This window comes from Litchfieldia salsa (genome assembly GCF_900104555.1).
Classification (GTDB): domain Bacteria; phylum Bacillota; class Bacilli; order Bacillales; family Bacillaceae_L; genus Litchfieldia; species Litchfieldia salsa.
In genome coordinates, this window is sequence record NZ_FNJU01000015.1 from 29,521 (window position 1) to 53,697 (window position 24,177).

General features: G+C 34.7%; 26 protein-coding genes and 2 pseudogenes. 25 read left to right on the plus strand and 3 right to left on the minus strand.

Annotated elements, in window-relative coordinates; genetic code table 11:
- Positions 1–6: 6 nt before the first annotated feature.
- From BLQ56_RS19970 to BLQ56_RS20015, 10 genes and pseudogenes are all read left to right on the plus strand, one after another.
- Positions 7–1,197, plus strand: a complete 1,191-nt coding sequence (locus BLQ56_RS19970) for a F510_1955 family glycosylhydrolase (protein ID WP_090858748.1) — start codon at positions 7–9, stop codon at positions 1,195–1,197.
- 12 nt (positions 1,198–1,209) lie between these two features.
- Positions 1,210–1,410, plus strand: a complete 201-nt coding sequence (locus tag BLQ56_RS19975; RefSeq protein ID WP_090858751.1) for an SHOCT domain-containing protein — start codon at positions 1,210–1,212, stop codon at positions 1,408–1,410.
- Positions 1,411–1,552: 142 nt separating this feature from the next.
- Complete coding sequence (gene lgt, locus BLQ56_RS19980) at positions 1,553–2,347, plus strand: prolipoprotein diacylglyceryl transferase (protein WP_090858754.1); 795 nt, start codon at positions 1,553–1,555, stop codon at positions 2,345–2,347.
- Between the two features lie 85 nt (positions 2,348–2,432).
- Positions 2,433–2,663, plus strand: coding sequence for a hypothetical protein (locus tag BLQ56_RS19985; protein WP_090858758.1), 231 nt, complete (start codon positions 2,433–2,435; stop codon positions 2,661–2,663).
- 68 nt (positions 2,664–2,731) lie between these two features.
- Complete coding sequence (locus BLQ56_RS19990; protein ID WP_090858761.1) at positions 2,732–2,947, plus strand: DUF2933 domain-containing protein; 216 nt, start codon at positions 2,732–2,734, stop codon at positions 2,945–2,947.
- Positions 2,948–3,222: 275 nt separating this feature from the next.
- Positions 3,223–5,091 (plus strand): copper resistance protein CopC, encoded by a 1,869-nt coding sequence (locus BLQ56_RS19995; RefSeq protein ID WP_139163128.1) that lies wholly within the window; start codon positions 3,223–3,225, stop codon positions 5,089–5,091.
- Positions 5,090–5,443: pseudogene (locus BLQ56_RS20000) on the plus strand (stage V sporulation protein R); the annotation flags it as partial. The gene BLQ56_RS19995 and the pseudogene BLQ56_RS20000, both read left to right, overlap by 2 nt.
- A gap of 122 nt (positions 5,444–5,565) precedes the next feature.
- Positions 5,566–6,147, plus strand: a complete 582-nt coding sequence (locus BLQ56_RS20005; protein WP_090858768.1) for a TetR/AcrR family transcriptional regulator — start codon at positions 5,566–5,568, stop codon at positions 6,145–6,147.
- Between the two features lie 24 nt (positions 6,148–6,171).
- Positions 6,172–6,513, plus strand: coding sequence for a DMT family transporter (locus BLQ56_RS20010; protein ID WP_090858771.1), 342 nt, complete (start codon positions 6,172–6,174; stop codon positions 6,511–6,513).
- A 1-nt stretch (position 6,514) separates the two neighbouring features.
- Positions 6,515–6,829, plus strand: coding sequence for a DMT family transporter (locus BLQ56_RS20015; protein WP_090858774.1), 315 nt, complete (start codon positions 6,515–6,517; stop codon positions 6,827–6,829).
- Between the two features lie 119 nt (positions 6,830–6,948).
- On the opposite strand, the gene BLQ56_RS20020 is transcribed toward BLQ56_RS20015, so the two are convergent.
- Positions 6,949–7,062 carry a YjcZ family sporulation protein gene (locus BLQ56_RS20020; RefSeq protein ID WP_090858777.1) on the minus strand — a complete coding sequence of 38 codons (114 nt, stop codon included), beginning with the start codon at positions 7,060–7,062 and terminating at the stop codon, positions 6,949–6,951.
- A gap of 770 nt (positions 7,063–7,832) precedes the next feature.
- Between BLQ56_RS20020 and BLQ56_RS20025 the strand changes: the two genes are divergently transcribed.
- On the plus strand, positions 7,833–8,651 hold the full coding sequence (locus BLQ56_RS20025; RefSeq protein WP_090858780.1) for a MerR family transcriptional regulator: 819 nt from the start codon (positions 7,833–7,835) through the stop codon (positions 8,649–8,651).
- Positions 8,652–8,753: 102 nt separating this feature from the next.
- Positions 8,754–9,959 carry an MFS transporter gene (locus tag BLQ56_RS20030; RefSeq protein ID WP_090858783.1) on the plus strand — a complete coding sequence of 402 codons (1,206 nt, stop codon included), beginning with the start codon at positions 8,754–8,756 and terminating at the stop codon, positions 9,957–9,959.
- A gap of 100 nt (positions 9,960–10,059) precedes the next feature.
- On the opposite strand, the gene BLQ56_RS20035 is transcribed toward BLQ56_RS20030, so the two are convergent.
- Positions 10,060–10,605, minus strand: a complete 546-nt coding sequence (locus BLQ56_RS20035; RefSeq protein ID WP_090858786.1) for a helix-turn-helix domain-containing protein — start codon at positions 10,603–10,605, stop codon at positions 10,060–10,062.
- A 301-nt stretch (positions 10,606–10,906) separates the two neighbouring features.
- Between BLQ56_RS20035 and BLQ56_RS20040 the strand changes: the two genes are divergently transcribed.
- The 8 genes and pseudogenes from BLQ56_RS20040 (at position 10,907) to BLQ56_RS20075 (ending at position 17,737) form a co-directional block, all read left to right on the plus strand.
- Positions 10,907–11,299, plus strand: coding sequence for a DoxX family protein (locus BLQ56_RS20040; protein ID WP_090858789.1), 393 nt, complete (start codon positions 10,907–10,909; stop codon positions 11,297–11,299).
- 41 nt (positions 11,300–11,340) lie between these two features.
- The gene (locus BLQ56_RS20045) at positions 11,341–12,300 is read left to right on the plus strand and encodes a VOC family protein (RefSeq protein WP_090858792.1); all 960 of its coding nucleotides are present in this window, start codon (positions 11,341–11,343) and stop codon (positions 12,298–12,300) included.
- 279 nt (positions 12,301–12,579) lie between these two features.
- Positions 12,580–13,731 carry a rod shape-determining protein RodA gene (gene rodA / locus BLQ56_RS20050; RefSeq protein WP_090858890.1) on the plus strand — a complete coding sequence of 384 codons (1,152 nt, stop codon included), beginning with the start codon at positions 12,580–12,582 and terminating at the stop codon, positions 13,729–13,731.
- Between the two features lie 4 nt (positions 13,732–13,735).
- A pseudogene (locus BLQ56_RS20055) lies at positions 13,736–14,560 on the plus strand (FtsW/RodA/SpoVE family cell cycle protein); the annotation flags it as partial.
- A 124-nt stretch (positions 14,561–14,684) separates the two neighbouring features.
- Positions 14,685–15,230 (plus strand): cupin domain-containing protein, encoded by a 546-nt coding sequence (locus tag BLQ56_RS20060; protein ID WP_090858798.1) that lies wholly within the window; start codon positions 14,685–14,687, stop codon positions 15,228–15,230.
- Positions 15,231–15,542: 312 nt separating this feature from the next.
- Positions 15,543–17,015, plus strand: coding sequence for a SulP family inorganic anion transporter (locus BLQ56_RS20065; RefSeq protein ID WP_090858800.1), 1,473 nt, complete (start codon positions 15,543–15,545; stop codon positions 17,013–17,015).
- Positions 17,016–17,067: 52 nt separating this feature from the next.
- Positions 17,068–17,478, plus strand: a complete 411-nt coding sequence (locus tag BLQ56_RS20070; protein WP_090858803.1) for a universal stress protein — start codon at positions 17,068–17,070, stop codon at positions 17,476–17,478.
- Between the two features lie 22 nt (positions 17,479–17,500).
- Positions 17,501–17,737: a helix-turn-helix domain-containing protein gene (locus BLQ56_RS20075; protein WP_090858806.1), complete on the plus strand. Its 237-nt coding sequence runs from the start codon at positions 17,501–17,503 to the stop codon at positions 17,735–17,737.
- Positions 17,738–18,009: 272 nt separating this feature from the next.
- Here BLQ56_RS20075 and BLQ56_RS20080 read toward each other — a convergent pair whose 3' ends face one another.
- A complete protein-coding gene (locus BLQ56_RS20080; RefSeq protein WP_090858808.1) occupies positions 18,010–18,552 on the minus strand; it encodes a recombinase family protein in 543 nt (180 codons plus the stop codon).
- A gap of 182 nt (positions 18,553–18,734) precedes the next feature.
- Between BLQ56_RS20080 and ltaS the strand changes: the two genes are divergently transcribed.
- The 5 genes from ltaS to arsD all read left to right on the plus strand — a co-directional run bounded on the left by ltaS (position 18,735) and on the right by arsD (position 24,158).
- Positions 18,735–20,699, plus strand: coding sequence for a lipoteichoic acid synthase (ltaS, locus tag BLQ56_RS20085; RefSeq protein ID WP_090858811.1), 1,965 nt, complete (start codon positions 18,735–18,737; stop codon positions 20,697–20,699).
- Positions 20,700–21,366: 667 nt separating this feature from the next.
- Positions 21,367–21,711: an ArsR/SmtB family transcription factor gene (locus tag BLQ56_RS20090; RefSeq protein WP_090858814.1), complete on the plus strand. Its 345-nt coding sequence runs from the start codon at positions 21,367–21,369 to the stop codon at positions 21,709–21,711.
- Positions 21,712–21,725: 14 nt separating this feature from the next.
- A complete protein-coding gene (locus BLQ56_RS20095) occupies positions 21,726–23,024 on the plus strand; it encodes an arsenic transporter (RefSeq protein WP_090858816.1) in 1,299 nt (432 codons plus the stop codon).
- Between the two features lie 42 nt (positions 23,025–23,066).
- Positions 23,067–23,486 (plus strand): arsenate reductase (thioredoxin), encoded by a 420-nt coding sequence (gene arsC / locus BLQ56_RS20100; protein ID WP_090858821.1) that lies wholly within the window; start codon positions 23,067–23,069, stop codon positions 23,484–23,486.
- A gap of 309 nt (positions 23,487–23,795) precedes the next feature.
- Complete coding sequence (gene arsD / locus BLQ56_RS20105; protein WP_090858824.1) at positions 23,796–24,158, plus strand: arsenite efflux transporter metallochaperone ArsD; 363 nt, start codon at positions 23,796–23,798, stop codon at positions 24,156–24,158.
- Positions 24,159–24,177: the final 19 nt, after the last annotated feature.

Sequence of the window (24,177 nt, forward strand, 5' to 3'; positions counted from 1 at the left end):
AAAAATATGAATTTTAGGGGAATATTTTCAATTTTACTAATTTCTATTCTTTCACTCCCAATGGGCGTTTTTGCTCACGGGACGGAAGAAGAACATCAACAAGAGGTTGCAACAAGTACATTTCTAACGTATGGAACAGTTACTTTCGCTATATTATTGCTTATTGGACTTGTTAGTTTATTTGTGATTCACAAGCAATTAAAAGGAATCAATGTAAAAAAACAAGAAGGGCGTCAAAAGAAAGATAAACTTTCCAAGTTATTAAAAGTAGGGCAATGGACTTCTGTTTTATCACTGATTGCTTTACTTATAACAGGTGGTTTTTTAATTACTTCAGGTGAAAATCCCAATGATGAATCAGTTGAGTTTATGCATATTCACGGTTTAGGCATTACAAATGATGGATCCGAAATTTATATACCAGCACATGATGGTTTAAAGGTTTACAAAGAAGGAAAGTGGGGACAAGGAGAAGGAGAACAACACGATTACATGGGATTTTCAATGGTTGATGATGGTTTTTACAGTAGTGGACACCCAGGTCCTGGATCTTCCTTGAAAAATCCATTTGGTGTGGTAAAAACGACAGATATGGGTAAGAACCTTGAGATATTAGATTTATATCAAGAAATTGATTTCCATGGTATGGCTGTTGGATACAATTCTCATGCAATCTATGTCATCAATCCAGAACCGAATTCAAGAATGGATGAAACAGGATTACATTACTCAACAGATAATACAAAAACTTGGACAAAAGCTGAGATGGAAGGGATAACTGGGCAAATTTCATCAATAGCAGTACACCCAACAGAAGAAAATATCGTGGCTTTAGGAACAAGTGAAGCAATTTTTGTTTCGAAAAATTATGGTCAAACATTTGAAAAAATGGCGGATACGCCAACAACAGCTGTATCTTTTTCACCAAACGGTGATTTATTAGCTGGAGGTTATACAAATGAGATTTCTTTATCAGTATTTAATATAGATACAAAGGAAGAAACAGTTATTTCAATCCCAGCTCTAAGTGGAGAAAATGCAGTTGGATATATCGCAGTTAATCCTCATCACGAAAGCCAAATTGTATTTACAACTTTTGAAAAAGATATCTATCTTTCAGAGGATTTAGGAGAAAACTGGGTCCAATTAGCTGATAAAGGGATAGGTATTAATCAGCAACAAACTAATCATGAATAGGGAGTGGTAGTAATGATGCGTATGGGTATGATGTTAAACATGTTATTTTATATTGTCGTGATTGGATTTGCGATTTACGGGTTTCTATTACTTGTTATGAAGCCCTTTGAAAATAAAGCAAATAATGCTCTATCAATATTAAAAGAACGATTTGCTCGTGGAGAGATTGATGCTGAAGAGTATAAAGAAAAAATGAAGGTTTTAAAAAATTAAAAAATAAAAAAGTGGGATCGTATTTTTCGTTCCCACTTTTTTCATGTTTGACAATTGTGGACGTGATTTCCTGACGACATTCCATACTTTCTCCATAATTTTAGTTTATGATTACTTTAGAAAAAGAGAGAGGGATGAAAAAATGGAAACAATTCAACCGCTTAATCGGATAGCATTTGAAATAGGACCCTTTACTGTATATTGGTATGGAATCATTATCGGTTTAGGGCTTGCTTTAGGATATATTTTAGCTACAAAAGAGGCAAAGCGTTTAAGATTAGATAAAGATATAATTGCAGATTTGTTGTTGTGGGCAATACCTATTGCTTTAATATGCGCTAGAATTTATTATGTCATGTTTAAATGGGACTACTTCTCTAATAATCCAAGTGAGATCATTGCTATTTGGCAAGGCGGAATTGCCATTCATGGAGCATTAATTGGTGCGACAATTACTGCTATTGTATTTGCGAAAAAAAGAGGAATCTCATTTTGGATACTGGCTGATATAGTAGCTCCTAGTATAATTTTAGGGCAAGCAATCGGCAGGTGGGGAAATTTCATGAATCAAGAAGCCTATGGTGGACCTGTAACACGAGAATTTCTTGAGAACTTAAACATGCCAACTTTCATGATCAATCAGATGTTGATTGAGGGACAATATTATCACCCCACATTTTTGTATGAATCGATTTGGAATTTCACCGGATTTATCATATTACTTCTACTAAGAAGAATAAATCTTCGTCAAGGTGAACTATTTTTATCTTATATTATTTGGTACTCAGTCGGACGTTTCTTTGTAGAGGGGATGAGAACCGACAGTCTCATGCTAACGGAGACTTTAAGAATGGCACAGTTAATTTCAATTTTATTAATAGTAGGTAGTGTGATTGTCTGGTATTTAAGAAGAAAGAATTTAAAATTAATCAAGTAAAGTTAAAAAAAGTAGGGCATCTCCATATTTTCTTCAAATTTAATCCCTATAATAACAGTATTAAGTTGAAAGGAGTGTTACTAAAATGAAAAAGAAAATTGCATTTGTTTCATCTTTTGCATTAGCAGCATTACTTGTAATAGGTGAATTTACTTATGCAGAGCAATCTGATGGAATGATGAACATGATGAATGGGAATGGAATGTCAAAAATGATGGAAGCTATGAATTCTCCAGAAGGACAGGAAATGATGAAAGTTTGTGGAGAATTTATGGAATCAACGAATGATGGAGAAGTGAAAGACACTTCCTTATAAACATGTTAACAAAGGACCTTCTGTATAATAAATGAAGGTCTTTTCTCAAAAAAGAGGAGGAAATTCCCTTGGAATGGTTACTGTACCTATTATGCCCTTTAATGATGTTGTTTTGTATGAAAGGAATGTTTTCAAGTGGTAAAAAGGATGGTCATACAAAACAATCTTTAACACCTTCTGATGAAATGAAAACATTACAAATACAGATACAAAATCTTCAGGAGCAAAATAGTAAATTAATGGAAGAAATGAAGTCTATTAAACAAACTCCTTCATCAATGTAATCCCTATTTCAAACAAAAGTGAAAAAGAACAAAAGGTATCATCATAATCAGACGACCTAAGATGGTTGTCTTTTTTTGTTTACTCGTCCATATTTTCTTCAAACTTTTCATTTATAGTTTTACAGGTAAGTCATGTGGTTGTGGGTTATAATAGTGAACAATATGTTTACATAGTTTTTTAGAATTTATGTTAGGTTCCTTTATAAGTTTTCACAAAATCATTGAACACTAGAAGGAAGGTTTTTTTGTTGTTGAAAAAGAGTTTAAATATAGTAATGTTTCTTTTTATCCTTCATTTCATTATTCCTACCACCACTGGGTATACCCATTCAACTTTGGAAAAAACGCACCCAGTAGATAGAGAAAAGGTAACTGAGAGTCCTTCGACGATTGAGCTTTGGTTTGAAGACCCTGTTGTCTTACATGCTGATTCTATAACATTACTAGCTAATAACGGAAGTAAAATAGAACTAAATCAAACTAATGTAGATGCAGGTGATAAAACACATATCATCACAAGTATTCCTGAGGAACTTCCTTCTGGAAAATATAAAGTAAATATTAACGTAATTGCATTAGATGGGTTTGTCATCCAAGAAAAAATAGGCTTTGAAGTGATAAAAGAAAAAGCGACACAAAAAAAGGAAGAAAAATTAAAGATTGTGAAGTATTCACCCGATGATGGTGAGATTGTAACCGGATCTCCACAAAAACTTAATCTTTGGTTTAATCAACCAGCTGAAATAACAGCTATTGGACTTTTTGATAACCTCCAACAACCCATTTTTTTATCAGAGCCCATGGTTAATACAGAAGATCCAAATCACATCATTGTTGAGATTGGTGAGGAATTATCCAAAGGAACTTACCAAGTAACTTGGTATGCCCATCCTGTAGGAGCTGATATTAACGAACCGGATATCCTTGATGTGTTTTATTTTGCTGTTGATGAATTTACCCCAATCCAACAATTAAACAAGGGTGAACCAACTAACCCATTTTGGTTTAAAAGTGCGGGGCTAAAGCAACTAGGATATTGGGTGGTGTTTATAGGCATTTCACTATTGTTTGGTGGAACTTTTCTGGTATCAATAATCGCTAGACAAAGTGATTCTAAAAAATGGTTTAGGATTACCTCTATCTTACTTTTAGTTGTAATCATTGGAGAGGCAATTATTCTTATCTTGCAAAAACAAGAATTAGAAAACCTATCATTGAGACAATTTTTATCAGTCAAGTTTGTATGGATTCCTATCCTACAAATTGTATTAATCACTTTTGGGTTAATTTATAGTAAAATAAGACTTTTCTTCTTTGGAGTAACATTATTATTAATTCCATTTATAACAGGACATGCATCGTATCCGCGTTATGGTGGTTACTTAACGATCCTAGTTAGCGCACTTCATCTATTTGCAGCATCTATTTGGATTGGTGGGTTATTTGGATTAATCACTCTTCCAAAAAAAGAAGAGATGAAAGAATGGTTGAATGATGTAATACCTAAATACTCAAGATGGGCACTTATTAGCACAACGGTATTAATTGCAACCGGTATTTTTATGACTTATAGTTACATTCCTTCTTTCTCAACTGGTAGCTTTGTCAAAAGCGAATGGGGAAAAGCCATTTTGATTAAAAGTGTTTTAACGCTAATGGTAATTATTCTCGGATATTTACAAAGAAAAACAATTAAACGTTTAACAAGCAAAGCTTTCTCTACGATTATAAGAAGGTCAAGAGTTGAAATGATTTACGGTTTACTTATATTGTTATTTGCTTCATTACTAGTGGTTTCTACACCAAGTGCTGCAGAACAAGGGGTTTACCCAATATCTAAACAAGATCAGGATAGAGAATTGAATGTGAACTTCTCACCGCTGTATCCTGGATTGAATGTTTTAACAATGGAATTTGGTACAAAGGATATTGAAAAGGTAGAAGTAACTCTATCAATGCCACCTAACTATAATGTGACTTATAATGCATTTAAAGTTAAAGATAACGTCTTTAAAATTACCGGAAATCTCCTTCATGCTGCAGGGACAATGGCGATGCAGGTTAAAGTTATAGAAACAAATGGGGAAGCAGAAGTCTTTGATTATAGGATAGTTATACCTGGGGAAATGAGGCTTAACGAATAACTATTTAACGAAAGATTTAGTCATGCGTGAGGATATGTAATTCCAAAAGCAAGGTCGTGACTATAAAATTGTAGATAAGGGCTGGGAGAGAGTACGTGATCAGCTAGTGAGCATGCGTGTTAATGGGGGATTCCCATACATCACCGTAAATGATGGAGACTATATGAAGACCGGGGAGCTTTACTTAAAGCATTGGTATGAGGGAATTGAGCTTGATTTGAAATACCTTGAGAAGGTTATGCCATACCTTCACCAGCTTTGGGGAAGACCTGTTCATATGGAATCGATGATTGAGAATAAAAGTGTTGTGTTTACGTATGATGGGAAGAGTGTGACTAGGAAATATGTATAAGGATTGGGAAGCTGCTGAGGGATCAGTGGCTTTTTTAATGAATCATAATTGAGGTTATAGAAATTGACAATAAAACGAGTAGGTGTTAAGTTTACCTTACGACCGTTCGGGAGGTAAGTGTAATGACGACATTAATTCAAATCAAAGAAGTATCTTTAAAGCACTTTGCAAAAGGTGGATATGAAGGTGCATCATTGGCGAATATTGCAGATGATGTAGGGATTAAAAAACAGTCTATCTATACTCACTTTAAAGGGAAAGACGAGCTTTTTCTACAGTTATGTAGCGATGCAAGCGAAAAGGAAATTGTATTTGTTTATAATTTTATAGAGAGTAATAAGAACCGACCAATAAAGGATTTCTTATATGACTTTCTATTGTTAAGCATAGATCGATACGAACAAAGTGATTCTAATAAATTTTGGATTCGGACAGCATTTTTTCCACCTAGCCATCTTAATGAAAAGGTGACGAAAGTTTCTTATGATTTTCTTGATAAGTTAGAAGAACTTTTAATTCCGATTATAAAAAAAGCTATGGTTGAAGGAGAAATTTGTACAGTCATTAGTGAAATAGAGGTTACAGCGGCTTTTTTAGGAATATTCGATGGAATAGTGGTTGAAATGTTATACGGAGGCCCTGAACGCCTAAAGAAGAGATTCAATGCTTCTTGGGATGTTTATTGGCGAGGGATTTCGATGTAATTAAAAGTGATGGGGTGTTATAGAATGAATAGAAATTGGATACTAGTTATAATTGCTGGTTTTATTGAAATAGTGTGGGCAATCGGATTGAAACATGCGAGTAACTGGCTTTCCTGGGTTGGTATCGCTCTACTCATCTATGTATCTTTTGTTTTACTGATAAAGGCACAAAGGAGTTTGCCTGTTGCTACGGTATATGCTACTTTCACTGGTATCGGGACAGCTGGGACAGTTGTTGTGGAGATGGTGGCTTTCGGAGTGGCCTTTAGTTGGATGAAAGTATTTTTTATACTAATCCTGCTGACTGGGGTAATAGGCTTAAAACTTGTCACAACTGAACCAGATATGAAAGAAGGTGCAGCGTAAAATGGCTTGGATGTATCTTATGCTGGCGGGAGCTTTTGAAGTAGTCGGAGTTATAGGTATGAATAAAGTAATCAAAGACAAAGACTTGAAATCATACTTGATTGTGTTCCTTGGTTTTATATGTAGCTTTAGCCTTTTGAGCCTAGCTATGAAATCTCTTCCTGCTGGAACATCTTATGCCGTGTGGACAGGGATTGGTACTGTGGGTGGAACACTAGTTGGAATGTTGTTTTATGGGGAATCAAAGGATTGGAGAAGGATTTTTTTTATAGGATTGATTATAGTAGCAGTAATTGGACTGAAAACGTCTACTTAGCCTCTGCAACTATTGACTCAACTAAAGAGACTATGTTTTGACGTTTTTAATCTCAAAAGCAAGAAGTTTGTGGACATACAAGTGCAGACTACTTATGTAGTCTGCACAGCCTCAGCCAATTAGTAACCACCATATCCACCGCCGACATATGAAGTTCCAACGATGATTAAAAGGATAAATAGGACAACAATTAGCGCAAAACCTGCACCATAACCATATCCACCTGCACTCATATCTAACACCTCCTTTATATGAGGTTAAGTTATAATATGAATAGTTTATTAAAATGGATTGGACAGTTGAATCAATAACCTTGTTATTTTTTATGTGAGGGAAGGAAGCCCAACATTAGATAGTAAAGAACATTATAAAAATCAAAATTCGGAAATATAAGCAATCTGAACATTAAATCCTAAATTAGATGTATCCAGTTTATCCCTTCCTGAAGATGATGCTTTACAAAAATTATTAAAAAACTATCTATTTTTAAAGACATTTCCACAGGAAATCATCGCTAAGACTCAATTTGGCTTAGAAGGAGTGTTATACAGTCAGTTATATTGGTTTTCGTTTTACAAACACCAATATACAGACCGTGTGGGCTATTCCGCACAGCAGGGCTTGAGCAGCAAGTCTTTCAGCTCATGGATACAAAAAAAGGATTCGAGACTGATTCTCTTATATGTATGTTGGTGCTTTTACTTATTATTTCATTCTAGTTAACAGAGAGGTTATCGCAACCTGAAATTTTGAATTAATGGTTTGATAAGATTAAAATTCTTCATAAGTTGAAGGGTCTTGATTATTGATCCTTCCATTAGGCTTTGTTAACTCTGCGATTGAGTTCATATCTGATTGAGCAAGAGCAAAATCTAAAAAATAGACATTAACAAATGTGATTTCAATACAATCACAATGTTTATGTCTATTTTTTTTATTAATTTTAGAGTACAAAGAGGGTATGATAGTGTTATAAAAAAGAGGATAGAGAGAGGATTTTTTAATGAAAAATCTGTTTACAATAGGAGAAATGGCAAAACTGCATAATATGACCATGAAAACACTGAGATATTATGATGAGATTGGATTGCTAGAGCCCATCCAAATTGATGAAAGTAATGGGTATAGATACTATTCAACCGAACAGTTTGAACAACTAAATACAATTCAGTATTTAAAGAAATTAGGGTTTTCTTTGAAGGAAATCAAGGGCCACCTAGACCATAGGGATATTGATGGTTTCTTGGATTTATTAGAGAAACAAAAGAGATTAACAGAGCAAAAAATAAAGGAACTAGAACAAGTTAACCGGAGATTTCAAAATCGTATCAACGATATTAAATTAGCGAGAGAGAAAGTGGAATTAGGTGTAGTGAGAATAGTAGAAATGAGAGAAAGGACAGTAGTAAGATTAATGGGGAAAATAGGATCAGAACCAGAATTAGAGGTTTCATTAAGGCAACTGGAGAATTTGGCAAACATGAATTCTTCCATTTTCATTGGTGGTGTCGGCCATACAGCAGAATTGAATGATATTATAAATAATAAGTTTGATAAATATAACTCTATTTTCATCATAACTGAGGAAGAAGATATCCAAAGCACTTTAGTAACAACCTTCCGTAAAGGGACCTATGCTAGTATTTATTACAGGGGCTTACATAGTGACTCAGTTCAGTATTATAAAATTCTACTTGATTATATCAAGGAAAACGATCTTCGAATAATAGGGGACTTCATCGAAAGGACCATCATTGACCATTACATATCAAAAAATAAAGAAGATTATCTTACAGAAATACAAATTCAAGTTTCCTATTGACCTTCCCCTTAGGGGAAGGTTTATTATTTGTATTGCTATTTGAAAACGACTTCCTATATGTAATTTTTCGAATAAATCATTTTACTAAAAGGAGAGAAAAAAATGACTACTATAAATAATAAGATTTGGTCACTTTCATTTATTTTCGTATTGATCTCGAATGCGTTAGTTTTTATGATTTTTGAAATGCTATTACCGACCCTTCCCTTATTTGTCACAGCTCTAGGAGGAGGAGCAAGCCAAGTCGGTTTAGTAACAGGGATTTTTATGTTATCAGCCATTTTAATCCGGCCATTTGCGGGGATTCTTGCAACTAAGTTTGATAAGAAAATACTTTTAATATTAGGAATTATCATTATTGCTCTATCTACAGGTGCCTATTATCTCTCTAGTAGCATATCAACGTTATTACTTGTTCGTTTGATTCATGGAGCTGGATTCGGTTTAGCAACAACGTACTTTGCCACACTTGCTGCTGAAATCATTCCTAAAGATCGTAGGGGGGAGGGGATTGGCTATTTTGGTGTTGGAGAAACAGTAGCTATCTCTGTAGGTCCAATGATTGGAATTATGACACTAGAATTATATGACTTTCAACGATTATTCTTTGGAGGAATGGCTGTTCTTTTCTTAGCTGATATCATGGCCATTTTTATCAAAAGAGCACCTAAAGGAAAAGAGATAGATAAACAAGTAAGTGGGAAATTTAAACTATTGGAGAAACGAGTTTTGTTTCCTGCTTTGCTTATCTTCTTAATTGGAATTTCGGCAGGAGGAATTATGTCTTTCTTTGCTTTGTATGCGATAGAGAGGGAATTTACACAAGTAGGACTTTTTTTCTTAGTAATTGCAGCAGCAAGCTTTCTCATTCGTTTACTATCGGGAAAGTTGTTTGATGTATACGGGCCATCAATTATTCTAATTCCAGGCTCCATTTTGTCGATTATCGGATTTATTATCTTGTATGTAGCAGCCAGTGATATCATGTTTTTAATCGCAGCTCTTTTTTATGGATTTGGATTTGGTGCGATTTTCCCAGCCATTCAGACATGGTGCATGAATTTAGTAGGGGAACATGAACATGAGGATGCAATGGCAACATTCTTCAACTTTTTTGACTTAGGTATTGGAGGAGGCTCCTTTATCCTTGGTCTATTTGCCACAGTGGCATCATATCAAGCAGTATACCTAGTCGCATCAATTGTGTATGGTGTGGTTCTAGTTATCTATGTTGTTTACTTTGTTGGGAAAGGGAAGTTTAATAAACATTACGGCAAAAGTATCCAAGGGGATAATCAAGCAATCTAGAACAAAAGTTAGTTTTGGTATGGAACCACTAAAGTAAAAAATAGGTTAGCAATGCTTTGCTAGCCTATCCTCCTTTATGCGTATGTATAGCCACCGTACCTTATAGTAGATCTTCTAATTTTGTATCTGAATAAATGGCGATCAGAATGACAGATTTTGTATCTCCAATATTTTTTATGATATGTGGAACACTTGCATTCCAGCTAAAAGAATCACCTTCTTCTGCGATGATAGAGTCTTCACCTTGTTCAGCTAAAACTTTTCCTTCTAGTACTAGATGACATTCTTCTCCTTCGTGTGCATGAGGTTCATCTTCTCCGATCGCAAATCCAGGAGGCGATTCAACAATCATCATTCGTAATGGACCTTTTGAGGTTATATGCTCAATTTTTAAATTTTTTAACGATGAGGTTCTTCTAGCATCTTTTCGAACGACTTGCATGTGCTGTTTTTTGTCTAATAGTAGGTAGGGTAGTGGCACCTTCAGAAATTCTGCTATGGTATTTAATGTGTTAATGGAAGGTGACGTATTATTATTTTCAACATTACTTATAAAGCCTTTTGATAGCCCTGTACCTTCACACATTTGTGCAATCGTAATTTTTCTTTTATTTCTAATTGAACGAATTTTGGTTCCTATATCCAACCTATTCACCTCTATATGTTTTCTATTTACGAGACATATGATAATAGTAGCAAAATCATTGACAGTCTACAAGTCTCTTGTTACCATATAGGAAACCAATATTCTTATGAGGAAACACATTTTTTCTTGTTTGTCTTTATGTATTTTAATATGAATATTTTTTTCTTATTAGGTTATGATTTGCTTTCTGTCTAGATAAACCTGTCCGTATAAAACATGATAAGAAATAGGTAAGGGGAAAAAGTAGTTGTTATGAAGAAGGTATTGGTTTATAAAAAATATATTTTTAGGAGGAACTATAATGAAAGATAAAAAAAATATTGGTGCACTATTACTACGAGTGGTATTAGGAGTTATCTTTATAGGACATGGTGCTGAGAAATTTCAAGGTGGAATTGGAAATATTGCTGGATGGTTCGATAGCATTGGATTGCCTGGCTTTTTGGCTTATATTGTTGCAAGTATTGAATTGGTTGGTGGGATTGCGATTCTTTTAGGTTTTGCCACTCGTATTATAGGAGGTCTGTTTGTCTTAGTGCTATTAGGGGCAATTGTGACAGTTCAATTAGCTGCAGGTTTTATTGGAGGTTACGCGTATGATCTTGCATTACTGGCAATATCTGCGTACTTCTTATTAAACGGAAGTCAGCTTTATTCTATAGATTATTATATTTCAAAAGCAAGAAGCAAATAATAATTTCTATTAAAGGGGGGAGACCTATCGGGTTGTAAAAGATGAAAAATATGATGATCATATCGGTAATTATCATTTTTACTATTGTAGTAACACTATTTTTATTTCTAAAAAAGGAAGGGAGAGACGATGATATGAGTATGGAAACTTATACAGGAGTCATGGAACCTAGAATTGGATATTTGGAACTGCAAGTCTCTAACCTTGATCAATCATTAACTTTTTATGAGGAATTAATAGGGTTTCAAGTATTAGAGCGAGATGAAAAAACGGCAAAGCTTACAACAGATGGTCTGGTTCCACAACTATTACTGATAGAAGAAGAAACATATGTTGAAAGACCGCTTAGATCCACGGGTCTATATCACTTTGCGATCCTCGTTCCTACAAGAGAGGATTTAGCTTTATCCACGAAACATTTAATAGAAAGTGGTTATCCTGTACAAGGAGCTGCGGATCATCAGTATAGTGAAGCGTTATACCTAGCAGATCCAGATAATAACGGAATTGAAATATATGTGGACAGAGATCCGAAACAGTGGATAAGAGATGACAATGGTGGGTATGTCGGAGCCACTGACCCATTAAATTTTGAGAGCTTATTCGCTGAAATAAATGAAAATACTTGGACTGGTCTACCTAGCGCAACAAGAATAGGTCATATGCATTTACAGGTATCAGATATAGAGGAGTCCGAAATATTTTATGTAGAAATTCTTGGATTGAATATTGTGGCCAAGGAAAATCATATGCTTTTTGTATCAAAAGATGCCTATCACCATCACATTGGGATGAACATTTGGGCAGGAAAAGGGTTATCTGCACCTCCGAAGCATGCATTAGGATTAAAATACTTTACCCTTCATTTTACGGAAGAAGAGTATAAAAGTGCAAAGGCGAATCTTGATCATTTAAACTACAACTATTTGGAGAACAGTCAAGAAATTACTGTTGAAGATCCAGCTGGTAATACTATTAAATTATTAATTAAAAGAGATTAGAACGGTTTTTGATACTTTCTTCATAAAGTAGTTTAAAAAAATAATAAGAAATAATGAAAGAGTCTAAATTATGCGTGCTGTATATTTTAGGCTCTTTTGTCACATTAGTGAAGAAAGAGAAACATTCTTCCTGTCGTTTTAAAAAAGCAAAAGTGTTGACAAAATGTCAATTTAGAGATAAATTTCAATATGTGGTGTTTGTCGCAGATATGTTTAAATGAAAAAAGTTGTCACTTTTTAGTTAGGGTAGACAAAATATTTTAAAAGGATAAAACAATGTTGGAAAGAGAAGAAATACGGATTGATTATACATTGCTATTTATTTTGCTTTGTCTTTTTATGGTTAGCTTATTTGCCGTATATAGTGGTTCTGGTCAATATCAAACTGAAGATCCGTTCTATTTTGTAAAAAGACAAGCTATTTGGTACATAATTGGAATTGCTGTAATGGTAGCTGTAGCGAGCTTTGATTTCGAGTTGTTGGAAAAGTGGGCAACCCCACTTTATGCAATCGGACTCGGTTTATTAATTCTTGTTCACTTTTTTGGAACTTTTAAAAATGGTTCTAAAAGATGGATTAATCTTGGAATGTTTGAGATTCAGCCATCCGAATTTATGAAAGTCTTTTTAATCCTTTTTGTCGCAGTTCTCTTGAATAAAATAGGAAAAAGACAGCTTTCAATGATGGAGAGTATTCCAATTACGATAAAGATTTGTGGTGTAACAGCCATCCCGTTTTATTTAATTCTAGTGCAACCAGATTTAGGCTCTGCCCTAGTGATTGCCTCGATAGCATTCACTTTAATAATAGTCTCAGGCATATCCTATAAAATAATAGCTTTGTTTTGTTCAGGTTTTTTAGGTCTCATTGCGTTTTTAATTTATTTTCATAATAACTATTTTGATCTTTTTATAAAATTGATCAAACCACACCAATTGGAAAGGGTTTATGGCTGGCTAAACCCTTATGATTATGCTTCAAGTTACGGTTATCAATTGATACAAGCAATGATGGGAATCGGATCTGGTCAGTTAAATGGGGCAGGGTTTAATAATGGAAGACAAGTACAAAGTGGTAGAATACCAGAGGCGCATACTGACTTTATTTTCGCTGTGATTGGGGAAGAATTTGGATTCATTGGTTCTAGTATTTTAATAAGTTTATATTTTATATTAATATATCGAATGATTGTTATTGCTTTAAACACGCATAACTTATTCGGAATCTATATTTGTTCAGGTGTCATTGGATTATTTGCCTTCCAAGTTTTTCAGAATATAGCGATGACAATCGGTTTAATGCCTGTGACTGGTTTAGCGCTACCGCTCGTGAGTTATGGTGGCAGTGCTCTACTTACAAATATGATTGCTATTGGTTTACTGTTAAGTGTGAATATAAGATCAAAACGCTTTATGTTTAGTAACGAATGAAGCAGGGGTCGGGATTGAAAGGAATCATTCCAAAAGTTGGATACAAATAGGGTCATTTGTTTTTCAACCTTCAGAAGCAGTAAAGCTAATCATGATCATGTACTTTGCCCATATTTATGCAAAAAAACAAACGTATATACACCAATTTAAAACAGGAGTTCTACCACCTCTACTTATTTTAGCGGTCGTCTTTTTATTAATTTTAAAACAACCAGATTTAGGTACAGCAATTTCGATCTTGTTACCTTGTGCATTTATCTTGGTATTTTCCGGTGCACGAGCCATTCATTTATGTTTATTAGGTAGTATCGCTGTCACGGGAATAAGTTATTTTGCCATAACCACACCATATCGATTCAAAAGGATAAGCTCCTTTATAAATCCATTTGCCGACCCTCTTGGTGATGGTTATCAACTCGTGAACTCATTCATCGCAATATCTTCTGGAGGGGTATGGGGTAAGGGGATAGGTAACAGTACACAAAAATTAGGCTATCTTCCTGAAGCCCATACCGATTTTATTATGGCTATTATTTCAGAAGAACTAGGGATTTTAGGAATAATCCTCGTGTTCTTTACATATTTGTTTATCTTATTTCGTGGAATAAGAATTTCCTTAACTGGAAAAGACGATTTTGCCAGATTGCTAGTCATTGGTTTAACATTGCAAATCACTATGCAAGCGATTTTAAATTTAGGCGCTGTATCAGGGTTACTTCCTATTACTGGAATTACTCTTCCGTTTATTAGCTATGGAGGATCTTCCTTTGTTATAATGATGATTTCCGCAGGGATCATTGTAAATGTCTCATCATCTACCAGTAAGTAACCCATTGAAAGATTGGGGACATCGAGCTACTAACAACAAGAGTAACCTTATAGAATCAGAACAGTTAACACCCCCAATACGAGATGCATAAGATAGTTTAATTTTGTAGAAGGGATTGATTAAAATGTATTATTGCCCCCATATGTACCAACACCAATATCAGAATTATAGTAATGCACCAATGTATAACTATGTAAGACAAACAGGTTATTCAAGTAATATTAATAATAATTATGCTTATCAAACTAGTTTCCTACATCCATCAAGACAAAATAACTTAAAGGATTTTGGACCAAATCCATTTGTGGTAAATATTAATGAAGTGACGAAGAAGAATGATACGTTTCGTACGGCTTTGTGGACGGGCAACAACTTACAAGTCACATTGATGAGTATTAATGTTGGTGAAGACATAGGTTTAGAAAAACATCCTAACCTTGACCAGTTTTTACGAATTGAACAAGGGAAAGGAATTGTACAAATGGGCAAGAATAAAGAAATTTTAAATTATGTGAGAGATGTTTATGATGACTTTTCCATACTAATACCTGCTGGAACATGGCACAACCTTACCAACACGGGTAATGTACCGTTAAAGCTTTACTCAATTTATGCTCCTCCACAACATCCCCGTGGCACTGTACATGTAACAAAAAGTGACGCGCGTTAGCAGCAGAAAGACCATTATAGATTAATCAAATTGAGATGCTACTGAGGAATCAGTGGCTTTTTTTCGGTTTTATTATTTATGATTATCTAGTTTTAAATAGGCAAATTATTTAATTTCATCAATATGAATAATTTGTGTCATCTATATAAGAAACTGAGAAATACAAAGAAAATAAAAGAAATTTACATATGTTATGCGCTTACATTCAGTTTTAATAATGCTGTATTTTGTGGTATGATGCACTTGTTTACAACGGTCCGACTTTCATGAGAGTTGAAAGTCATTTTTTAAAAAATAGGAAGAGGTGTTGTTTTGAACTTACAGACAATTAAATCGGAATGGTTTGGCAATATTAGAGGAGATGTCCTTGCGGGTATTGTGGTTGCGTTAGCCCTTATCCCTGAGGCAATTGCCTTTTCAATTATTGCTGGAGTAGATCCAATGGTAGGACTTTATGCGTCTTTTTGTATCGCTGTGGTTATCGCATTTGTAGGTGGAAGACCTGCAATGATCTCAGGAGCAACAGGAGCAATGGCCCTATTAATGATCACATTGGTGGCTGATCATGGTTTACAGTATCTATTCGCAGCAACCATTCTAACAGGGATTATTCAAGTTGTATTTGGTGTGCTTAAATTAGCGCGATACATGAAGTTTATTCCACGTTCGGTAATGGTAGGATTTGTCAATGCCCTTGCCATTCTTATCTTTACCTCGCAGCTTCAACATTTTGTTGGAGAATCATGGCAGATGTATGCAATGGTTGCAGGAGCTTTATCAATTATTTATATTCTTCCACGATTTACAAAAGCGATCCCATCGCCGCTAGTTGCCATTATTGTGATTTCGCTTATCGCAATTTTCACAGGTAGTGGTGTGCGTACTGTAGGAGATATGGGGGAATTAACTCAAGCATTGCCATTATTCGCTATTCCAATGATTCCAGTAAACTTTGAAACTTTAGCGATCATTTTTCCTTATTCACTAGCTTTAGCGATTGTTGGTTTATTAGAATCGCTTCTCACTGCACAAATTGTGGATGACATGACTGATACAGATAGTGATAAGAATAAGGAAAGTCGTGGGCAAGGAATTGCCAACATCGTGACAGGTTTCTTTGGCGGAATGGCTGGTTGTGCTATGATCGGGCAGGCAGTTATTAATGTAAAATCAGGTGCAAGAGGAAGACTCTCATCCCTTGTCGCTGGTGTATTCTTAATGTTTCTAATTCTAGTATTAGGTGGACTTGTCGTACAAATTCCAATGGCTGCCTTGGTCGGTGTGATGATTATGGTATCAATCGGAACATTTGACTGGTCGTCTTTAAAAGCTTTTACGAAGGTTCCTCTTACAGATTCTGTCGTTATGGTTGTAACCGTGGTGACCGTTGTTGTAACACATGACTTATCAAAAGGTGTTTTTGCAGGAGTTATCTTAAGTGCCATTTTCTTTGTGGCTAAGATATCAAAAGTACATGTAAGTAGTGTACTGGATCAACAAAGTTCGAAACGTGTGTACCAAATTCGAGGGCAAGTATTCTTTGCATCTGTAACTGATTTACTGAATAGCTTTGACCTTAAAGAAGAGATTGAAAAAGTGGAAATTGATTTTACTCAGGCACATGTATGGGATGACTCAGCAGTTGCTGCAATTGATAAGATTGTTATTAAATTTAGAGAAAATGACACAGATGTAAAAATTATAGGGCTTAATGAACCAAGTTCGTCTCTAGTAAAGAAACTTGCAATTCATGATAAGCCAGGAGCAAAACTTTCTGGCCACTAAAACTTGAGTCGGAGAAATCCGGCTCTTATTATATATATGAGGAGGAAAATAAATGTTCAAGAAGATTTTATTAGCTTCAGATGGTTCGGAACATGCAATTAGAGCAGCGGAAAAAGCGGTATATTTGATTTCTGCAACAACAGACTCAACCATTGAAATTATTTATGTGATAGATGCAAGTACATCTAAAGCAGATGTATTACACAGCACGAATCCAGAACTAAGTAGGAAGCAACGTTTGATAAAAACAGAAGAGATTATAAATCAGTCAAAAATTGAATATAAAGTGACAGTTCTCCATGGAGAAGCAGGACCAACGATTGTTGATTATGCAAATAAAAATGAGTTCGATCTTGTTGTAATAGGAAGTAGAGGACTAAATACTCTACAAGAAATGGTACTTGGAAGTGTAAGTCATAAAGTAGCAAAAAGAGTAGAATGTCCGGTATTGATTGTTAAATAAATCTTAAAGATGGAGAAAAACTATGAACAATGAAATTATTAAATCTATACGTAAAAAATATAATATGACACAACGAGAGTTTGCGAAAGTATTAAATTGTAGCTTTGCACTCATTGCTTTAGTAGAAGTGGGGAAACGTAGAGTAACTGAAAACCTAGAAAATAAGGTGAAAAGTACCTTTCAAATCGATGATAAACAGCTGGAAGCTATTACATTATCTATTAAAGAGTCAAGTAAGGGCATTCAGAATTATCTTTAACAAAGGCTGTTTTCTTATAGATTGTTGCTTTTAAAAGCCGCAGGCTGAATACACTCCGCGTCCGGCGGGTGACCAGTGAGCCTCCTCGTCGCTTATGCTCCTGTGGGGTCTCACTTTGGCCACTGGTCCCGCAGGAGTCTACGTGTATTCAGCCTGCTTGTAACTACCATTCCAAAGTTTTTTATGTCTAAAACAACAAACATTGAGAAAACAGCCTTAACAAATAATACTCTCATGGTTAAATGATCGTGAGAGTATTATTTGTTAGAGTATTATTTTCCAAGATATCTATAAAGAGTAGACTTACTTATCCCAGTTTCACCTTTAATCTGTGAGAGGCTAAATTCTTTGCTTCGATACATGAAAATGGCACGTTTTACATTTTCGTCCGGTAGTCTTGGTCTACCGGTAATGATCCCTTTTTGTTTTGCCTCATTTATCCCAATCTTCGTTTTTACACTTATTAAATCAGATTGGAATTCAACCAAATGTTTAACGATCATTTTGTAGCTGCCTTCCAATTTCTTGCTTGTATCAATACCTTCTTTTAAAGATTGTAAGTATCCTCCTTTAATTTCTATAGCATCTAAGAGTTCGACTAGATGCTGAGGTGAATCAGCAAATGTAGAGAGCCTTTGAACGATGATGGTATCACCTTGACTGAGTGTTCTTAACATGTCATTAAGGGCCATTCTATTTTTTGACAAAGAGTGTTTCTCAGTGATGATTTTTTCACAGCTTGATTGTTTAAGAAGAATAATTTGTTTTTCACAATTTAAATCGACAAAGTCAGGTCTGATATATCCAATTAGCATAGATTAAATTCTCCCGATTCTCTATTTTTCTATGTTTATAATACCATATTTAGAGAGAGTGGTATTAAAAAGGTTCATTTTTGGGACGATTTATGATAGAATCTTTTTATTGTCTTTAAAATTAATAGAAATTTAATGGTTTTCAGCCGACAATATAAATAACAAAAAAGAAGGAAGGTACAATGAAAAAACTAAGCCTAACTAAAATGAACATAACAAATAACTATTCATTCTTTTTCATTAGTGCGATTATCCTACTGTGGTTTAAGACATATTTTATTCAACTAACACAATTTAACCTAGGTATAGATAACTCAACACAACAGTTTCTATTATTTTTAAACCCACTAGGATCAGCTGTTTTGTTTTTAAGTGTTGCATTTCTCTTTAATGGGAAGATGAGATTTATTGCATTAATAATAATCGATTTTCTCATGTCGTTCTTATTGTATGCAAATGCCCTATATTATCGTTTTTTTAATGATTTTATAACATTACCAACATTAACCCAGACTCAAAATTTTGGAGATGTAAGTGGGAGTTTAACCACTTTATTAAAACCTTTTGATGTTTTATTTTTTGCTGACATCATTCTACTACTAGGTTTGCTTATCTTTAGCTTTAATAGATTAGAAGTTAAGAAGACTTCCCCTAAGAAGATAATAGCTGTGGTGATATTTGCCTTATCAGTATCTGGTATTAATTTAGCAATAGCTGAAGATGATCGTCCCCAATTATTAACAAGAGGATTCGACCGAAACTATATCGTGAAATATTTAGGGATGTATAATTATACCATTTATGATGCTGTTCAAAGTTCAAAGGCTTCTGCACAGAGGGCCTTAGCTGATAGTGATGATATGACCGAGGTTATTAATTATACTAGGTCTAACCATGCAAACCCTAATCCAGAATACTTCGGAATTGGAAAAGGAATGAACGTCATTTATGTTCACATGGAATCGATACAGAATTTCCTGATTAATTATGAATTACATGGTGAAGAAGTTACACCATTTTTAAATTCCTTAACAAAAGAAGCGAATACACTTTACTTTGATAATTTTTTTCACCAAACAGCTCAAGGTAAAACAGCTGATGCTGAATTCATGGTTGCAAATTCTTTATATGGATTACCACAAGGTGCTGCTTTTACAACGAAAGGCTTAAACACATACCAATCTGCGCCTGCTATCTTAGGACAACAAGGTTATACTTCTGCTGTACTTCATGGAAATAAGGGAAGCTTTTGGAACCGAGATGAGATCTATAAATCTTTGGGTTATGATCATTTTTATGATGCGAGTTTCTTTGATATGAAAGTAGAAGATCTAGCTGATTATGGTTTAATGGACAAACCATTCTTTGAGCAATCAATGCCATATTTGAACGCTTTGCCACAGCCTTTTTACGCTAATTTCATAACTGTTACTCATCATTTCCCGTTCACTATTGATGAGGAAGAGGCAACGATTGCAAAGCATACAACAGGTAATAAGACAGTCGACAATTATTTCCAAACAGCAAGGTATGCAGATGAAGCTTTAGAGCAATTTTTTGCTTATTTAAAGGATGCAAATCTTTATGATAATTCAATTATCATTATGTATGGTGACCATTATGGAATCTCAAATAATCATAATAAAGCAATGAAAGAAGTTATTGGAAAAGAAGTTATACCTTTTGAAAGTGCTGGCTTGCAGAGAACGCCTTTATTTATTCGAGTACCTGGAATGGAAGGGGCAGTAAATCACGAATATGCAGGACAAATTGATTTATTACCAACCTTGCTACACTTGCTCGGGATTGAGACAAAAGAATATATTCATTTTGGAACAGATTTACTTTCAGATGAGCATGATGACATTATCCCATTTAGAAACGGTGATTTTGTAAGTTCACAAGTCTCAATGGTTGATATGACATTCTATGATTCAAAAACTGGGGAACCTCTAGAGGATGATCGGATGGAGGAAGCTAAAAAATATCAGTTAGCAGCAGAACAAAAGCTGAAGTTATCTGATAATGTGGTTAATGGTGATTTACTACGATTCTATACTCCAGAGACATTTATCCCTGTGGATCGTTCGAAGTATAACTATAAAGTAAGAAATGAAGAAACAATTGAAGTAAGAACTGAACAATAAGATTTAATATCAATCAAAGCCTGTTTGAATATATACAGTCTTTGATTGATTTCAACTATCGTGGGAAGCTACTGGGAATCAGTGGCTTTTTCATTTGTCCAGTAGTTCATGTGGTTATGTATATTCTAGTACGGAAAATTACTCCTTAGTGTCTTTTCCTTATTCGAGTAACTAGGAAGAGTAAAATAAGCGGAGATAATTCGGTTAAATTTAGAATAGAGTTCGTTTCGGGCTAAATAAGGGAAGGTTTTCCGGTTATTCTAAAACAAAATCCTTCATTTTCGATTTGTTCGCTTAAATAGCCGGATTTTCTCCGTCTGTTTAAGCTCTTTTTAATTATAATTACTAATTAAGCGAAGTTTTTCCGTCTATTTATCAGCCTGCATATTAATAAAATTGACATTAAAACGACACCGTAAATGAAGAAGTTCCCCCGTATACCTTTTGCTACTCAGAAAAGAATTGAATCTTTACAATACCTTTACAATGAATCTATTGATATTAGCAAATAAGTAAACTATTATATAAGTAGATGTTTATATGTGGTTTATTTGTTTAGCGAATAAAATACAAAATAGGTAAAACACTAGTTCATATAATCTTTTTTATCGTTTAAATAAGTATATTATTATGTGTTTATTTTAAGATGGAATTAGGAGGTGTCTTTGTGGAAGTATCAACGATTGAATTGGAGAAAGCTGCAACAGTCTTGAAACTATTAGGTGATAAAACACGTTTAACAATGGTAAAGATATTAGACTCTAATGATTGTTGTGTATGTGAGTTTGTAGAAATTTTCAAAACAAGTCAGCCAGCTATTAGTCAACATGTCAGGAAGTTGAAAGATGCTGGAATTGTTCGAGAAACGAGAAAAGGGCAGTGGATCATATACTCACTTAACAGAGATAGTGATTATTATCCATTTACCCAAGACTTATTGAAACATCTACCTAACCAAGATTATAAGTTATTTGAATTAGCGGAGCAGGGATTACGTATCTCATGTGATTAATAGGGGGAAAAGTTGTGACATCTGTATTATTAGCATCAGGTATTTTTTTAGTAACACTTATCCTGGTTATATGGCAGCCTAAGGGATTATCAATCGGCTATTCTGCTTGTGGTGGGGCGATTCTCGCATTACTAGTCGGAGTCGTAGATTTTAATGATGTTATTGACGTAACATCCATTGTTTGGAACGCAACTTTAGCATTTATTGCGATTATTATCATTTCTTTAATTCTTGATGAAATAGGATTCTTTGAATGGTCTGCTCTCCATATGGCAAGAGCAGCAAAGGGAAATGGTGTACGAATGTTTATATACGTAGCCATTCTTGGAGCACTTGTCGCGGCATTTTTCGCTAACGATGGAGCTGCACTTATCTTGACACCGATTGTTTTAGCGATGGTAAGAAATTTAAAGTTTGATGAGAAAATGGTTTTTCCGTTTATCATAGCGAGTGGATTTATTGCGGATACTACGTCTTTACCGTTAGTCGTTAGTAATCTTGTAAATATTGTTTCAGCTGACTTTTTTGGAATTGGGTTTGTAGAATTTGCTTCAAGAATGATTATTCCTAACTTCTTTTCTTTAGGAGCTAGTATTTTGGTTTTATATTTATATTTTAGAAAAAGCCTGCCTAAACAGTATGATTTATCACACTTAAAGAAACCAGTTGAAGCGATCCGTGATGAAAAGATGTTTCGACTGTCATGGTATGTTTTAGGAATCTTATTAATTGGATATTTTGCAAGTGAATTTATCGGGGTTCCAGTTTCAATTATTGCTGGAATTGTAGCGATTTTCTTTTTATTGATGGCAAGAAGAAGTCCGGCTGTTAATACTAAGACCGTTATAAAAGGTGCTCCTTGGGCGATTGTCTTCTTTTCAATAGGAATGTATGTAGTTGTTTATGGGTTAAGAAATGTTGGGTTAACGAATGTGTTATCAGACCTTATTCAACTTACAGCTGATCAAGGGTTGTTTGCAGCCACTATTGGAATGGGTTTTATAGCAGCGATTCTTTCTTCTGTTATGAATAACATGCCAACAGTTATGATTGATGCTTTAGCAATTGCAGACACTGATACAAGTGGTGTTATACGAGAAGCGCTAATCTATGCTAACGTTATTGGATCTGACTTAGGACCAAAAATTACACCTATTGGCTCTCTTGCAACATTGCTTTGGTTACATGTTTTATCTCTTAAAGGGGTAAAAATTTCATGGGGAACTTATTTTAAAGTAGGTATTATTCTAACCATTCCAACATTGTTCATTACACTTGTTGGTCTATATATTTGGTTACTTATTATTCATTAAGGATTTTTTACTCACTAAACAATGACGAAGGAGAAATTGATTATGTCTAAAAAAACAATCTACTTTTTATGTACAGGAAATTCTTGTAGAAGCCAAATGGCAGAAGGGTGGGCAAAGCAACACTTGGGTAACGAGTGGGAAGTAAAAAGTGCGGGTCTTGAAGCACATGGATTAAACCCTAATGCTGTTAAAGCAATGAAAGAAGCTGGGATAGATATTTCAAATCAAACATCTGACACGATTGATCCAGAAATCTTAAACAACGCTGACTTAGTCGTTACACTATGTGGGCATGCAGCAGATCACTGTCCAGTTACTCCACCACATGTAAAACGTGTCCACTGGGGATTTGATGATCCAGCAAAAGCTGAAGGTTCGGAAGAAGAAAAGTGGGCATTTTTCCAACGTGTTCGTGATGAAATCGGGGAGAGAATCCATCACTTTAAAGAAACAGGTAAATAATAAAAAAAGGCTCTTTTCGCAAAGTTTGTTGGTATAGAAACAGAGTATTGAAATGGTAGAAACAAGCAGGATGAATACACGTAGACTCCTGTGGGACCAGTGGCCAAAGTGAGACCCCGCAGGAGCATAAGCGACGAGGAGGCTCACTGGACACCCACCGGACGCGGAGTGTATTCATCCTGCGGCTTTAAAAGCAACAATTTATACGAAAACAGACTGAAAATAAAATAGCCAAGAGAGAAATCTCTTGGCTTTCCTTATTTAAAAGATATAAGTATATGCCTATTTACTAAAACGGAGGTATTTATAATGAGCAAAGTTGAAATTTTCGATCCGGCAATGTGTTGTCCAACAGGTGTGTGTGGACCAAGTGTTGACCCTGAATTAACAAGAGTTGCTTCTGCGGTATTCACACTAGAGAAAAAAGGTTTTAATATCAAACGATATCAACTAACAACAGACCCCGCAAAATTTGTAGAGAATAGTGAAGTAAATAAAGTATTACATGAAAAAGGTCCTGAAGGATTACCTGTCATTCTACTAAACAATCAGCTAGTTAAAGTAGCTGGTTATCCATCAAACGAAGAGCTGGCACAATGGTTTGATCTTACACCTGAAGAGTTAAATGAAAAGCCTAAAGCACGCCTTCCTATTAATTTAAAAAAACAGTAATTAGAAAGAAGGAAAATAT